We start from the raw sequence: 14,565 nt of genomic DNA on the forward strand, positions 1-14,565 counted from the left end.
ATGTTATCGAAAACTTCCTCTCACAGTCTCGCGAGTTTGAAAGCCATTGCCCTAAACGTTTTAGCACTGCTGTTTGTGCTTAGTGCTTTTTCGGTAAGTGCGGTTGAAGATAAGTTTTCTTTCGACACGCCAGCTCAGCGTGAAAGCTTTTTAAAGCTTACCGCCGAATTACGTTGCCCTATGTGTCAAAACCAGAATATTGCTGATAGCGACGCCATGATTGCCCATGACATGCGCCGAAAAGTGTACGCGTTACTAAAGCAAGGCAAAACAGAGCAAGAAGTGATTGATTTTATGAAGTCACGCTATGGTGATTTTGTGCATTATCAACCGCCAGTTACAGCTGCGACCTTGTGGCTTTGGGCTGGCCCTGTTTTGTTTATTTTTATTGCCCTAATTGTGGTGATTCGCCGCAAATCGGTAACACCACCAGAAGATATGGCCGCTAAGTTAGCTAAAGCAGATGAAATGTTGGAGCGAGAGAAAGAATGAGTTGGTCTGAGTTTTATATTATTGTTTCAGGCTTAATTACGCTTGTTCTACTAATTGTCGCTTTCCCATGGCTGCGTAATAAAAGTCATGCAAAACAAGACAGTTTAAGCAATACGCAAATTGTTAAGCAGCGCCTTGCTGAACTTGATCGTGAAGTGCAAGAAGGGCTCATTAGTGAGCATGACAAACGACAAGCCGTTGACGAACTAAAACTAGCGCTGGTAGATGAAAGCGCATTTCAATCTCATAAAACGGGTAATGCAAAGCTTCCGCTCGCGATTGGCGCCGTGCTTGCGATAGCCTGCGGAGTGATTGTATATGCGCAGGTAAACCAAATGGGTCGTGTTGCCCAGGCAGCCCAAGCTATTGAAGCGCTGCCCGAGTTGAGTCAACAGCTTGCCAGCGGTAATGCGAATAACCTGACTCAACAAGACATTGCTAGCCTTGCTCTCGCTATTCGCCAGCGTTTGAGAGAAGAGCCAGAAGATGACACGGGATGGATGTATTTTGGCAGATTGATGCTGAGTATTGGTCAAGAAGTGCAGGCCATTGAAGCTATTGATAAAGCGGTAAGTTTGGCGCCGTCTAACTCTGCTAATCGCATTACGCTTGCTCAGGCCTTGATGACCACAGGGGATGTAAACAACTTAGAACGTGCACAATCTATCTTATTGGGCTTGCTAAACGACAATCCAGCAAATGATAATCTTGCGTTGATGATGGCGGTGGTCTCTGCTCAACTTGGCGACCTTGAAAATACTCAGCGTTTTTATAAGCAAGTTGAAGGCAAGTTGCCAGCAGATAGCGACATGGCGCAGCGTTTAGTTGCGCGTATAAAAGAGCTACAAGGGAATGCCAGTGTAATGGCAGCACTACAAAATACAGCTGCTGAAATTACTGATACATCAACAGCGCAAAATGCCAGTAGCGAAGCGAAAAATGCTAGTAGCGAAGCTCAAAGTGATAGCAGCGAAGCGCAAACCGGCTTTAATATTACGGTGAATTTATCTGACGACGCTAATACAAAAGCGCCTAAAGAGGGTTTTCTGATAGTTTTCGCTCAAGACGCAAACTCTGACAACAAAATGCCCGCTGCTGTAGTTAAACTGCCCATAGAAGACTTCCCTGTTTCCGTTACTCTAACCACAGAGAACGCAATGATGCCACAATTCACGCTAGCAACACTGTCTGATGTGGTGGTTACCGCAAGGCTATCTAAAGATGGTAATGTGGCAGTTGCAAAAGGCGAATGGCAAGGCAGTGTGAGCGCAAGCGTTACTGCCAACGAAATATCTTCACTAAGCGTTATTATTGATAAGGAATTATAAGTATGGAACTGTCTAAATCACTCGCCACTGGGTTGATTATTGCCGCAAGTCTTTTAGGTGGCTGTGCGAGTAACCATACTCAAGATCAGGCTCAAGCGTATTCTCAAGACACTGGGGCGAGCGCGGCTGTAGTGGATACTTCAGACCCCCGCGACCCGTTCGAGCCGGTTAACCGTGAAATCTGGGATTTTAACTGGGATGTGTTGGATGCCTATATCTTACGCCCAATAACGGTTACCTACGTGACGGTAATGCCTCAGCCTGCGCGAACTGGTTTGGTGAACATCACGGACAACCTACAAGAGCCTGCTAACTTTTTGAATAATATGTTTCAAGGTAAGGTTGATGATGGCTTAGATAGCATGGCACGTTTTTTAATTAACACCACGGTAGGGTTAGTTGGCACGTTTGATGTTGCGTCTAAAATTGGTATTGAGCGTAAACGTGAGCAGTTTGGTGAGACTCTGGCTGTGTGGGGATTAGATACCGGGCCTTTCTTAATGCTGCCGTTTTTAGGCCCAAGCGATCCGCGAAGCTTTACCGGTGATTATGTCGACGGTTTTGCCTTTCCAATGTCGTTACTTGAAGGTTCTGTAAACTTAGCGCGTATTGGTATTTCGGTACTTGAAACAAGAGCCCAATTACTTGATCAAGAAGCGCAGCTAGAGCAGTCTGTTGATGACTATGCTTTTGTGAAAAATGCTTATTTTGAGAATCTAGAATTTCGCGTTACTGACGGTAAAAGCGGCGATAAAGCCATTGATGATGAGCAGCTAGACGACTTTGCTGATTTTGAAGCGATGTTGGAAGGCAATGACTTTGATAGCTATGAAGAAGCGTCAGAAGAAGCAGTCGAAGAGTCTATAGATTCAGAAGATGCGTCAGCTGATGACAGTGAGAAAACTAAGCTAAAAGAAAAAGACGCCAAGTCGGAAGATGGCAAATAGAGAAAGAGTAATAAATAAAACGATGTTGGATAAAGTTCGGGGCAGGGTTTAGTTATTATTATCTAATCTCACCTTCAACGTCACTCCAGCCATATATGCGCCGCATAAAAAAGCCATGCTCAACAGCATGGCTTTTTAGTTCTGGAAAGTTGAACAGACCTATCGGCAGCGTTCAAATGCAAAACTAGTCCTTTGGATAGCCCATTGGGTTTTGCGACTGCCAATTCCATGTGTCTGCACACATGTCTTCTAAGCCTTTTTCAGCATGCCAATTGAGTTCTGTGGCTGCCTTAGTAGGATCGGCGTAACAGGCTGCCACATCACCGCTTCTACGCGGAGCAATTTTATAAGGTACAGTTTTACCCGAGCCTTTTTCGAAAGCTTTGATCATTTCGATTACTGAATAGCCCTGACCTGTTCCAAGGTTGTACTTATCTAAGCCCATATTGAGGTTCAAGCGATCAAGTGCTTTCAAGTGACCGTTGGCTAGATCGACAACATGGATATAGTCTCGAACACCTGTGCCATCAATTGTATCGTAGTCGTCACCAAACACGCTTAGTTGCTCTAGCTTACCGGTAGCAACCTGAGAGATATAAGGCATTAAGTTGTTCGGAATACCGTTGGGATCTTCACCGATTTGGCCAGACTCGTGTGCGCCCACCGGGTTGAAGTAGCGAAGTAATACAATGTTCCAGTCATTATCGGACACATAGAGATCACTAAGCATATGTTCAACCATAAGCTTCGACATACCGTAAGGGTTTGTCGGGTGGCCTGTCGCCATATCTTCACGTAGGGGTAGTGAAGCAGGATCGCCGTAAACCGTAGCAGAAGAACTAAACACAATGTTCTTTACGTTGTGCTTTTGCATGGCTTTACATAACGTTAGTGTGCCATAAACATTATTTTCATAGTAAGAAAGCGGCTTTTGCACAGACTCGCCAACGGCTTTTAAGCCCGCAAAGTGAATAACGGCATAAATGTTATGCTCGCTGAATATGTCATCTAACACGGCGGTATCGCGAATGTCACCTTGAACAAACGTAACCGTCTTGCCTGTTAATGCTTCTACGCGACGAAGTGATTCAGCACTTGCGTTTGCAAGGTTATCCAATACTACAACACCGTAGTTTTGTTCAAGTAACTGTAAAACTGTGTGACTACCTATATAGCCTGCACCACCAGTGACTAAGATGGTCTTCATGCATTCTCCTTGCTAGACGGTTGCGCAATGTATTTAGCGCAGATGGAATATTGAATAGGTTTTACAACCAATGGATAAACTAAAAATACCACAAAAGCCCACAGTAACGAGGTCCAATTTGACGCGGTTTGAAGAATAAGTGCGAATACGGGGACAATGACGAGTAATTTTAGAACATTCAGTAAGGTTTTCTCTGGTACAGAAAGGCGCTTTGCGGCCTGGTCGAGCAATTTAACGCGCTCTGTCAATGGAAGACCTTGTAAGGCAGGAATGTCTCTTGTAGAAAAATAAAACTTCATAGGTTTATGAAAAGCCCTTAATAAAAAACCGCCGGAACGTTACGTTGCGGCGGTTATTGTAGGGTAATTGGTCAGCACTTAAAACATGCTAACAATAAATTACGCTTTTTGTTCAATGCCTGCTTTTTCCCAGAAGCGAGATTTAAAGCTCATTAAACCAATCACGATAGCAATGGCAATGCTAAATAGGGCAATTTGAAGATACAGGTCTGGCATTTGCTCTACGTTCTCAGGGTCGAAGTTACCTGAAAGTAAACCAGCAATGATGTTACCAATAGAGTAAGTCAGTACGAATACCCCCATCATTTGCCCTGCGAAACGCTTAGGCGATAGCTTACTTACTGCACTTAGTGCAACCGGGCTCAGGCACAGCTCACCAACAGTGTGTAAGAAGTAAGTGGTAACAAGCCACATAGGCGCAACTTTAAGGCCTTGTGCAGCATATTGAGACGCCATAAACATTACCAAGAAGCCCGACGCCATAATAACGATACCAATGGCACACTTAATTGTGTACGACGGGTCGATCATTCGTTTCGCAAGGTTAATCCAAAGAGCAGCGAAGAAAGGCGACAAAATAATGATAAATAGCGAGTTTGAAAGCTGGAACCATACCGTTGGGATAGCGTCCATCCCAAACCAAGAGGTAAGTAGCGAGCCGCTTTCAAGTACGCGGTCGGTGTAGTTCTGAGCGAATAAGTTGAGTGAAGAGCCAGCTTGTTCGAAACCAGACCAGAAACACGCTGAAGCAACACACACTAAAAACAGCGCCCACATGCGCTTCTTCTCGTTGTCGCTTAGCTGACCTTTGAAATAAATAAAACCAAAGTAAGCGAAGAAAATAATGGTAAATACAACGGCAACTTGTTGAGCAAGAGCTACAGGCTCAATAACGATAGTGCCCATGTGCGCAAGCACAATTACCACAACAGCAAGTGCAACCACAGCCCATACGCCCATCCATGCGCGCTGTTTAGCTGCACCTTGATATGGATTTGCAGGAGCAACAGAATCAGCCGATAACGAACGGTTGCTGAAGTAATACTGAATTAGGCCGATTGCCATACCAATGGCAGCTGCTCCAAATGCGTAGTGCCAGCCCCAATTTTCCTGTAAATAACCGGTAACTAAATAGGCAATAAGTGAACCGATATTTATGCCCATGTAGTACAGTGCATAACCACTGTCACGACGGCCATCGTCGTCACCATATTGCTGGCCAACCATTGCTGAAATGTTAGGTTTAAGTAAGCCAGTACCTGAAGCAACAAGGATAAGGCCGACAAAGAAAAGGTTTTGCAAGTCTATGGCGAGTACCACGTGGCCTGCGAAGATAATAATACCTCCGTACCATACGGCGTTCTTACCACCAATTAAGCGGTCCGCTAACCAGCCGCCCGGTAAACCTAGGAAATATACCGCACCTGTGTATAGGCCGTAGATAGCGCCAGCGGTTGCAACAGTAAAACCTAAGCCTTGTGTCTGTAAGCTCGCGGTCATGAAAAGAACGAGTAGCGCGCGCATTCCGTAATAACTCATGCGCTCCCACATTTCTGTAAAGAATAGCGTTCTTAGGCCCCCTGGATGGCCGAAAAAGCTAGTATCGTTAGATGGTTTCATAATTATATTTTAATTCCATATTGCTTATGGTTGTTATTGTAGAGCACTTATAGGATAGGCTCTTTGATAGTAGTCCGTAAGGCGGATAGCTTCTTATACTAGAGCTTGCTTAAAGACACAAGATTTGGGCGACAAACTTCATTAAAGCTGTGTCAATCGGCTAAGTCTTGTACGACTTAGCCGATTGAATAATGATTTGCTAAAGAGATGGAAGCACTAAAGCTCGCGGATAGTAGCTACTATAATTCGCACTATTCCATAGATAAGCAACAATGAAACACCAAACAGTACAAGGTTGTAAATTACGGTGGGGTAAGCATTGTCATCTGGAAGGGTAGGCGATTCTACTGTTACCAAATGTTGTAGTTTTTGATATGCCTCTACTCGCGCATTTTCTAAAGTAATCAGCGATGAAGAGTACGCTTGAATGGCCAATTGAAGCTGAACCTGAAGGTTACTGTATAGCGCCATAAGCTCACTTACAGACAGTGCCTCACTTTCTCCTTCAGCAGTACTAATTCGCTCCTTCTGCTTTTCTACTTCTTTTTGTAGTGCAGCTATTTCACGCTTAATGTTAATCACTTCTGGCGCGACGTTAGACATCATGGTCGACATAGTGCTCAGCTCAGCTTTTTTCTGGGCGAGGGTTGCCTCTAATGAAAAAGCGATTTGCTGAAACGCTGCACCTTCGGCAGTAGGGTCGAGCACGTTGTATTTGGATTGAAAGGCTAAAATTTCAGTTTTTGCTTGTTGAAGCTTTTGTTCAACAATCTCATGTTCACCTTTCGCAAAAGTAAGCTTTGATTTCGCTAAGTTGTTATTGATGTTATTAATAAACTCTTCCGCTTTATCAACAATAGCTTGGTTTATTATTTGCGCATATTCAGCGTCGAAAGCGCGAGTTCGCAAACTAATGACAGAAGACGCCGAATCCACGCTAACGTCAATATGGTCTAGATAGAACTGGTAAAAGTCTTCTTGCTTATGTGAAGACGACAAACCGCTAAACATATCAGCTTTGTCCGACATGTAGTGCTCACGAAGCCCTATGGTTTTATCGAGATACTTAATCATGTCGGCAGATTGAATGTAAGCTTCAACAAGCTGACTTTCTGTACCACCTGACGCGCCTGAAACACCGGCTGCCATAAGCAGGGATGAAGGGTCGAAGCTGCTGCCGCCGTCACTTGACTTAACAATAAGTTGGCTTTTACTTTCGTACTGTGGCGCAGCCCATAGAACAAGGTATACGGCGTAAAGTACCCATGGAAGTACAAGCAAGAGCATCTTGTGCTTGCTGAGAAGGGCATTGAGCTGTGTAAGAGATTTTTCCACTGTGATTTGAACCTATTTAAGTGATTTCTTATTGTCTGCATCCTGCGTATAAACGTCGATGCCTTCTTCGAGATCGTGATAATAAGTAAGTTTGCCTTCATCTATGATAACGGCAGACGTACAGAACTCGCGGATTTGGTCGAGTTCATGGCTAACCATAATAACGCCCGCTTGTTCACTTTTTTCTTTTAGCGACAAACGTGCTTTTTTTCTGAATAGCGGATCGCCCACCGAGGTTGCTTCATCGATAAGGTAAATATCAAAATTGATATTCATACAGCACGCAAACACGAGTTTGGCGCGCATACCTGAGGAGTATGTGCGCACGGGAAGGTCGAAGCGTTTACCTAACTCGGCAAACTCTTGCACTCGCTCTTCGTATTCTGTAAGCGATTTGACGTTGTTAATTCGGCCCACAAAACGCGTATTTTCTCGCCCTGTCATTTGTGGGTGAACACCTGTTTGAAGCGCTACAGGCCAAGACATAGATTTGTTGGTTAAAACGCGCCCTTTGTCAGGGTATTCACTTTTCGCTAGCATTCGGAAAAGGGTGGATTTACCTGCACCGTTTTTACCTAAAATTGCGACATTATTTTCCGTTGGGAAATCAAAATTCAAATTTTTGAAAATATATTGGGGGCCCATTTTACTGGGGTAGCTCTTAGTTAAATTCTCAATTCTTATCATCGTGACAACACCTTCTTCCATGTGATGTGATACATCGAAAGACTTAGAAAGAGAAAAATAATGGTAATCTCAATTACAAAACCTAATGAAACACCATTAGTGCCATAGGATTCGAAACAAGCGTAACGAGCTAGTTCATTAAAATGAACAAGAGGGTTCCAAGTTAAGTACGGCCAATATTCTTCGGGTAAGTCTTGAAGGCTGAAAAAAACGCATGAAATAAACATTAGTGGGCGGGTAAGCATTGATTTTATCTTATCCACTTCCGGCACGAATGCGGCAGCGATAGCAAAAATCATCCCTATGGATATTGAAAATACCCACAAAAGAAGAAACAGAGATATCAGCAGCAACGGGTCATTTACCGTAAAGGTCTCGCCCATCAGGTAAAGCGCAAGACATAGTAATGCGACAACCACTACCTTTACTGAAAACTCGAGGAAGCCCGCTGTGAGTATCGCTGAAATAGGTTGAACCTGTCTGAACGCATAGAGCGGCTTATTTCTGCGCACAGAAGTTGATACTGACTGGAGGCATGTAGTTAAAGACTGCAGCCCGACCATTCCGATCATCATAAACAGAAAAAGAGGAATAGAGTGGATATCATCGCCGCTGATCAGTCCACGAAGGTATGACAGCGCGAAGATAAAGGCAAAGGGCTCTAAAAATGCCCATCCCAAACCAAATTTATCGTTAAATTTACTTTGAAGCTCGCGCAGGAAAAGCGCGAATATCACGCCTCTCCATGCGTAGAGCTGGTCTTTAAACGTTACCATGTTTAATTAGTAGCTACGTTGGCTGCAATAGCAATTTGATAAACAATTTGAGTAATGTCTTTAACTGCTTGCAGTAGCTTGGTATCGATAGCAGGCAATACGATGATCTGATCGCCTGGTTCTAACTTACTATCGTTGCTTGCTAGGAATGAGCTGTTGATGCTAGTAAAGGTAACATTACCATTCTTACGAACAATAAGGATTCGTTCGTCTTCAGCACGTTCAGTGAAACCGCCCGCCCAAGCAACATAATCTTCAGTCGTGGCTTCTGGGTTAAAGACTACTGACTGAGGAAGTAACACTTCACCACCTACGTGCACTAAGTCAGTTACCTCTGGGATGACAATGGTGTCATTCGGTTCTAGCAGAATGTTTGCGATATCACCATTTTCAGAAACTACGACTCTGCCTTGAGGCTCAATTTGGCGAGCACGTGCGATAAAGTCAGCGACAAGCTGAGCTTCTTGGGCACGGATGGCTCCTTCACCCGTAGAGCTAATGGGAGCGGTATACATGCTCCGCTCAAGACGCTGAAGACCTTCTTCGATGATTTCTTTTTGCTTTACAGCAACGCTTTCTCTTAACAGATAAATGTTCTGGGTATCAGAAAGGGCTGTATCTGATTCGATGTGATCTAGTACATCGATAAGGCGTGTGCCTTTATCAACCATAATCTGAGAGGCACCAGCAAATGCGCCAGCCACATTAATGCGATAGATTTGGGGCTCGTGGTCAGCAAGGTATTCAACCGTGTCGCCTGCACTTAGTTCAAGTGAAGCAAATTCATCCAAACTCAAGTAGCGAGCAAACTGTTTGTTATTTCGAATACCAGATACCGAAGCATGGGAGGAAAACTCACCTGGTCGCGCAAAGTAATTCACCACGCCGCCGTTCAATTCTTCGTTAAGAAACTCAAAGGTGAAGCTATTTCGAGCGCCTGTTTCAACGACAATAGTGTTGCCAATTGGGTGCACTAATATGGTATCGCCATCTTTAAACGACATCTGAGGCAACTTACCATTTCTGAAAAATGCATATAAATCGGCAGTAGCAACGACATTACCATTGCGCACTACGTCTATCTGTCTAAAACTTCCGCGCTGAAAATCAATACCACCGGCGCGTTTTAGGTAATACAGCACGCTATCTGAGGCGAGGCCTGCATATTGACCTGGTCTTAGCACCGGGCCAGAAACAAAAATTGACACGGGCGTTGACGTAAGGAGGTTTACGTAAACATTTACATCGTTTGTATAAACCTGTCTGATTTTTGCAGTAACGGTTTGATTTACACTGCCAGCAGGTGTATTTGCAACACGGATAGGACCAATGTTAGGAATAAAAATATTGCCTTGATTATCAACAGTTACTACATCTGAAAAGTTAACTGCGCCCCATAGCCAAATTGAAATTTTATCGCCCGGTGCGACCAGATAGTTGTCATTAAGGCCTGAGCTACGCTCTGATTCAAAACCACCAATAAATAAATTGGCTGCGAACGGAGGATTCTCCATAGGCGCTTGCGCAGGGAAAACGGTATCTATTGTCGGTTCGCCAGGCAAGTTCACACCATTGCGGGGTTGGGTTGAAAATTGACCCATGGTGTTCGCAGAACTGCTAGCGCCTGGAAGCGTTCGCTGGGTTGAAATACTCAGTGGCGATACGGACTGATTAGCAATGCCGCTACTCTGGCTCTGCTGAGCTCTTTCTCTTAATTGCTGCAATTGTTCCACGCTTTGCGCGCTTGCAGTGCCAACATAAGCGAAAAGAAGTGACGTTGCACAAGCCGCTAGCGTCAGGCGCTTTAAAGTTTTTTTGATGCTGGTTGACTGCATTTATCTATTCACCTTGCACTGTTGCCGAAGCTACTAAGGGAGTAATTACTCGCCATTGACCGTTTCGCTGACATGTCGTCATTTTACGCTGAATATCAGAAGACGCTGTTTCACCGTCTTGTAAAGAAAATCGGATACATTTATTGCCTGTAGCGGATATATAGTGCTTCAAGGACTCGTATTGGTGGCCATTGAAGCGTATTGAAAATGATTCCTGCGTATCATGATAAATGTTGGCTTTTGGAATATTTATTGCAAGCTCTTTGTCCGGTGCAAGGGAATAAGCAAGAGAAGAATGCACCAAAGGAATGTCAGCCTTAGTGGCGGTAGGAGTGTTAGAACACCCAGCTACGCCTACCGTAACTACGATAGGTAAAATTAGACGAGATAATTGTTTGAACATTAGCTTTCATATCCATATAGCAATTTCGCGCTAGGATAACATAAGTTTTAAAAAAAGCATGTTCGCTATCGCAGTTGCTGAATTGTCTGAGTCTTCACCAAGACCGCAATATAGAAGACAAGTTCATATCAATAGTGTAACTCGATATGTTTTTGGCATTGCAAAGATTGGAAACTGGAAATAGACGAGTAAGTTAACAGGTTAAAGGAATAAAGAAGTTATTCAATCGTTACAACAGAAGCTGAGATAGTTCGAGAGAGGCGGCGAGAAGACGCACAACAGGTTCTCTTTTTAGCGGTGATTGAGGTTATTCTCGCAACAAATGAGTTTTTGACACGTTTTGATACGTTATTTATGCATGAAGGGTGGTTACTTAGACAAATGTTTTATATTATATCGAAGTTTTCTATCCGCATACTCATAACAAGATGCCCTCATCGCGCTGGAAGAAATGGAAGTTGTAAATAAATGGAAGCAACATTTAGTTTTTTATCAAAATTTGCATGTGTATTGACAGAAACTACTACAAATAGCTGTGTTTTTGTCGGTAACGCGAGGTTGTGTGTTTTATGCTAGCTTATTTGCAGTTTGTCCCGCTTTTTACTGCATTTTTCGTCGCCCTTATTCTCTTGGTGGTCATGACGCCTTTAGCGCATCAATTTGGTTTGGTTGACCAGCCATCAGCGCGAAAACGTCACGCCGGAATTGTACCTCTAACAGGTGGTGTGGCTATTTTTATGGCCGTGCTTGTTGCCAGCGTCGCGACAGATGTGTGGATGAAAAACAATCCTCTGTTTTTCACCGCATCAGCATTTGTTGTGTTACTTGGTATGCTAGACGACCGTTTTGACCTGAGTGCCAAAGGTCGCCTTATGTGCCAATTTGGTGTTGCAGCAATCATGGCATGGAGCGCGCAAAACTATATTACATCTTTGGGTAATATCTTCGGAACAGGTGAGGTATTTCTCGACCTAGGTGGGTATTTCTTTACGATCATTTGTGTGGTCGGTGTCATAAATGCGTTTAACATGATAGACGGTATTGATGGATTAGCCGGCGGTATGAGCCTTGTTATTCTGTTAACAGTTGCGGGCTTTTTGATCTTTACTGGTAACGGAGCCTCCATCATGGAGCCGCTTATCATCGTTGCAGCTATTGTTCCGTTTCTTGCTTTTAATTTGAGTTGGAAAGGGTTTAAAGGCAATAAGATATTTATGGGTGATGCTGGCAGTATGTTCGTTGGGCTCACTATCGTTTGGTTGCTTGTTGATCACACTCAAGGTGAATCTGCCGCATTTAGACCCATTACTGCGGTGTGGTTAGTCGGACTTCCATTAATGGACATGGCCGCGATCATGTATCGCCGTGCACGGAAGGGGCAATCAATGCTCAAACCTGACCGTCAGCACCTTCACAATATCTTTATGCGTGCAGGGCTTAGCAGTAGAAAGTCACTTGTTGCTATCCTTTTGCTCGGAGCATGTTATTGCTTAATCGGTATATTAGGAGAAGTCTATCAGGTAGCTGAAGCCGTCATGTTCTGGGGCTTTATTGGACTACTCGTCGTGTACAGTCTTGTTATCCAACATATTTGGAGTGTACTGCGCTTTGTGAAGCGATTAACCGCATAGTTTGAGTAAAATCGTGGCAGGCTTAGTAAAATCTCTGTAACATGCCAACAAATAAAAGCGCACAATTAAGGCGCTTTTATTTTCTTTGTTACTTTTTTACGTTGGTAAAATTCTTGATAAATCAATTCTCTATTCTTCAAAATAACAATAAAAAACAGCATGTCGAATCGATAATTGCTATGGCGGTTTACCAAGCTGACAATGCGAAGTGGCTTCGCGAAGCCATTGAAAGCATGACTGAGCAGTCTTACACAGATTTTCTTTTCGTTATTGTCGCCGACGGACCTGTACCTCAAAAAATAACTCGCGTACTAGAGGATGTAGCAAGTAAAGACGACAGGGTAATAATAGCGTCGAATAGTCACAATGTGGGGCTAGCAAGTAGCATGAACTCAGTTGCTGACTTCGGTATGCAGTTTAACCCATCGTTTTTCATAAGAATGGATGCGGATGATATTTCTGAAGAAAACCGCCTTTTACGTCAAATCACCTACCTTAAAAAGCACAGCAATATTTCTGTATTAGGATCAGCGCTAACAGAAGTCAACGAAAGTGGTGTTAAAGTTGGCGCGCGAGTAATGCCCGCTTCGCACAGGCAGATCGTTCGTATCTTGCCGAGACGATGTTCGCTAAACCATCCAACAGTAGTTATTCGTTACAATGTATTTAATGATGGGCATCGTTACGACAGTGACTTGTTAAACACACAAGACTATTTTTTCTGGATAACCTTAGCGTCTAAGGGATATATCTTTAGGAACTTAAAAGATCGACTTTTGAAGTTCAGACGAGTTAATAACTTTTATAAACGTCGAGGCTTAAGTAAGTCGCTCAATGAGTTCAGAGCACGTTTATATGCCATACGTAAATTAAAGCAACTTTCACCCTATAACTTTTTTTATGCTTGTGGTGTTTTAGCATTGAGGTTAATGCCTGGAAAAGTGGTTAAACTTGCCTATAAACTTGATAGACATTTACTGGAAAGGTTTGGTAAACATTGAGCGTCGGCGTTGTTGTTATACTATTTAATCCTGATGTTGAGCACGTGCGTAGTCTCATCGATGTGTTTTGTGCCCCTGACTGGAACGTCATCTTAGTTGATAATTCTCCAAGTCCTCAGCAGGCTCTTTTAACAACTGATGTTACTTATCTTCATTACCCCTCAAATATTGGTATCGCCCACGCTCAGAATGTCGGCTTGAAAGTGCTCTTTAATGAGGGAAGCGACTACGCCTTTTTGCTTGATCAAGATAGCTTGTTTTCTCCCGATATTGCTGTTGAGTTAGTCAGGCAATTCCAAGACCTTGAGCAACGTTCCCCAATTGCAGCCATAGGCCCTTCTATCTATTGCCAATTTTCAAAGTGTGTCGATCAGGGTGTTCTGCAAAAAGGGAAGCAGGTTTCCGAAAAGTTAAAAACAGTAAAGCAAATCATTGCCTCAGGCATGTTAATTTCCAAACGTGCTTTTGAACGCGTGGGTGAAAAAGAAAATGAGCTCTTTATCGATGGCGTTGATCACGAATGGTGCTGGCGTGCTCGAGCCAAGGGCATGGTTATCTATCAGTCGCTCAGTGCATGTATGCCTCATCGACAAGGCGATGATAGAGTGAAAGTTTGCGGTGTGACATTCAAGCAGGGCGCACCGATAAGGCTCTACTATCAGTTTCGTAATGTACTCATTTTAGCGCGCCGCCATTACGTACCTCTTTACTGGAAACTTCGTCATGTTTGTGCAATACCTCTGAGGTATCTTGTAAACAGATATTGCTTTGAGCAAGGCAAAACGCGAGGCGCTTTCATGTGGGCAGGACTCAAAGACGGATTAAAACGCAAAACCGGCCCCATAGAGCATGCACTAATTCCAAAAAGTAGTGTGAAAAAAAGCGACACTTGATGTGTAGGAAAGGAAGGACAAGCCATAAACGCTTTCACTATTATGGTGCATTAGATATTATTTATCCCTAATTTTGTGCTTTTATCGGTGGTTTTGAGCTGTTTTGCCCAT

General features: G+C 43.6%; 14 protein-coding genes. 6 read left to right on the forward strand and 8 right to left on the reverse strand.

Going from position 1 to position 14,565, the window contains the following annotated elements; genetic code table 11:
* The 3 genes from WA381_RS01850 to WA381_RS01860 are packed head-to-tail and all read left to right on the forward strand — an operon-like array spanning position 1 to position 2,767.
* Positions 1 to 492 carry a cytochrome c-type biogenesis protein gene (locus tag WA381_RS01850; RefSeq protein ID WP_156087318.1) on the forward strand — a complete coding sequence of 164 codons (492 nt, stop codon included), beginning with the start codon at positions 1 to 3 and terminating at the stop codon, positions 490 to 492.
* The gene (gene ccmI / locus WA381_RS01855; protein ID WP_156086029.1) at positions 489 to 1,820 is read left to right on the forward strand and encodes a c-type cytochrome biogenesis protein CcmI; all 1,332 of its coding nucleotides are present in this window, start codon (positions 489 to 491) and stop codon (positions 1,818 to 1,820) included. Before WA381_RS01850 ends, ccmI begins: the two co-directional genes overlap by 4 nt.
* 2 nt (positions 1,821 to 1,822) lie before the next feature.
* Positions 1,823 to 2,767: an MlaA family lipoprotein gene (locus WA381_RS01860; protein WP_156086030.1), complete on the forward strand. Its 945-nt coding sequence runs from the start codon at positions 1,823 to 1,825 to the stop codon at positions 2,765 to 2,767.
* A 184-nt stretch (positions 2,768 to 2,951) separates the two neighbouring features.
* Here the strand turns inward: WA381_RS01860 and galE are convergent, their stop codons facing one another.
* From galE to WA381_RS01900, 8 genes are all read right to left on the reverse strand, one after another.
* The gene (gene galE / locus WA381_RS01865) at positions 2,952 to 3,974 is read right to left on the reverse strand and encodes a UDP-glucose 4-epimerase GalE (RefSeq protein ID WP_156086031.1); all 1,023 of its coding nucleotides are present in this window, start codon (positions 3,972 to 3,974) and stop codon (positions 2,952 to 2,954) included.
* A complete protein-coding gene (locus WA381_RS01870; RefSeq protein ID WP_014997537.1) occupies positions 3,971 to 4,273 on the reverse strand; it encodes a DUF6170 family protein in 303 nt (100 codons plus the stop codon). The genes galE and WA381_RS01870 overlap by 4 nt, the downstream gene beginning before the upstream one ends.
* A gap of 99 nt (positions 4,274 to 4,372) precedes the next feature.
* The gene (locus tag WA381_RS01875; protein ID WP_156086032.1) at positions 4,373 to 5,893 is read right to left on the reverse strand and encodes a peptide MFS transporter; all 1,521 of its coding nucleotides are present in this window, start codon (positions 5,891 to 5,893) and stop codon (positions 4,373 to 4,375) included.
* Positions 5,894 to 6,109: 216 nt separating this feature from the next.
* A complete protein-coding gene (locus WA381_RS01880; RefSeq protein ID WP_044556744.1) occupies positions 6,110 to 7,228 on the reverse strand; it encodes a capsule biosynthesis protein in 1,119 nt (372 codons plus the stop codon).
* 12 nt (positions 7,229 to 7,240) lie between these two features.
* Positions 7,241 to 7,915, reverse strand: a complete 675-nt coding sequence (locus tag WA381_RS01885) for an ABC transporter ATP-binding protein (protein ID WP_156086033.1) — start codon at positions 7,913 to 7,915, stop codon at positions 7,241 to 7,243.
* On the reverse strand, positions 7,912 to 8,691 hold the full coding sequence (locus WA381_RS01890) for an ABC transporter permease (protein WP_014997541.1): 780 nt from the start codon (positions 8,689 to 8,691) through the stop codon (positions 7,912 to 7,914). The genes WA381_RS01885 and WA381_RS01890 overlap by 4 nt, the downstream gene beginning before the upstream one ends.
* 2 nt (positions 8,692 to 8,693) lie before the next feature.
* Positions 8,694 to 10,526 carry a polysaccharide biosynthesis/export family protein gene (locus WA381_RS01895; protein ID WP_156086034.1) on the reverse strand — a complete coding sequence of 611 codons (1,833 nt, stop codon included), beginning with the start codon at positions 10,524 to 10,526 and terminating at the stop codon, positions 8,694 to 8,696.
* Positions 10,527 to 10,530: 4 nt separating this feature from the next.
* Entirely contained in the window at positions 10,531 to 10,929 is a 399-nt protein-coding gene (locus WA381_RS01900; protein WP_014948528.1) for a hypothetical protein, read from the reverse strand.
* A 569-nt stretch (positions 10,930 to 11,498) separates the two neighbouring features.
* Between WA381_RS01900 and wecA the strand changes: the two genes are divergently transcribed.
* The 3 genes from wecA to WA381_RS01915 all read left to right on the forward strand — a co-directional run bounded on the left by wecA (position 11,499) and on the right by WA381_RS01915 (position 14,454).
* Positions 11,499 to 12,560: a UDP-N-acetylglucosamine--undecaprenyl-phosphate N-acetylglucosaminephosphotransferase gene (wecA, locus tag WA381_RS01905; protein WP_156086035.1), complete on the forward strand. Its 1,062-nt coding sequence runs from the start codon at positions 11,499 to 11,501 to the stop codon at positions 12,558 to 12,560.
* A 113-nt stretch (positions 12,561 to 12,673) separates the two neighbouring features.
* The gene (locus WA381_RS01910) at positions 12,674 to 13,561 is read left to right on the forward strand and encodes a glycosyltransferase (RefSeq protein WP_049585968.1); all 888 of its coding nucleotides are present in this window, start codon (positions 12,674 to 12,676) and stop codon (positions 13,559 to 13,561) included.
* A complete protein-coding gene (locus tag WA381_RS01915; RefSeq protein ID WP_156086036.1) occupies positions 13,558 to 14,454 on the forward strand; it encodes a glycosyltransferase family 2 protein in 897 nt (298 codons plus the stop codon). The genes WA381_RS01910 and WA381_RS01915 overlap by 4 nt, the downstream gene beginning before the upstream one ends.
* Positions 14,455 to 14,565: the final 111 nt, after the last annotated feature.

The organism is Alteromonas sp. CH_MED4-4 (assembly GCF_037029575.1).
GTDB classification, from domain to species: Bacteria; Pseudomonadota; Gammaproteobacteria; order Enterobacterales; family Alteromonadaceae; genus Alteromonas; species Alteromonas macleodii.

Bases quoted from the DNA above. Each gene is read 5' to 3' on its own strand.
- WA381_RS01850 (WP_156087318.1), top strand. From the start codon at position 1: ATGTTATCGAAAACTTCCTCTCACAGTCTCGCGAGTTTGAAAGCCATT.
- ccmI (WP_156086029.1), top strand. From the start codon at position 489: ATGAGTTGGTCTGAGTTTTATATTATTGTTTCAGGCTTAATTACGCTT.
- WA381_RS01860 (WP_156086030.1), top strand. From the start codon at position 1,823: ATGGAACTGTCTAAATCACTCGCCACTGGGTTGATTATTGCCGCAAGT.
- galE (WP_156086031.1), bottom strand. From the start codon at position 3,974: ATGAAGACCATCTTAGTCACTGGTGGTGCAGGCTATATAGGTAGTCAC.
- WA381_RS01870 (WP_014997537.1), bottom strand. From the start codon at position 4,273: ATGAAGTTTTATTTTTCTACAAGAGACATTCCTGCCTTACAAGGTCTT.
- WA381_RS01875 (WP_156086032.1), bottom strand. From the start codon at position 5,893: ATGAAACCATCTAACGATACTAGCTTTTTCGGCCATCCAGGGGGCCTA.
- WA381_RS01885 (WP_156086033.1), bottom strand. From the start codon at position 7,915: ATGATAAGAATTGAGAATTTAACTAAGAGCTACCCCAGTAAAATGGGC.
- WA381_RS01890 (WP_014997541.1), bottom strand. From the start codon at position 8,691: ATGGTAACGTTTAAAGACCAGCTCTACGCATGGAGAGGCGTGATATTC.
- WA381_RS01895 (WP_156086034.1), bottom strand. From the start codon at position 10,526: ATGCAGTCAACCAGCATCAAAAAAACTTTAAAGCGCCTGACGCTAGCG.
- WA381_RS01900 (WP_014948528.1), bottom strand. From the start codon at position 10,929: ATGTTCAAACAATTATCTCGTCTAATTTTACCTATCGTAGTTACGGTA.
- wecA (WP_156086035.1), top strand. From the start codon at position 11,499: ATGCTAGCTTATTTGCAGTTTGTCCCGCTTTTTACTGCATTTTTCGTC.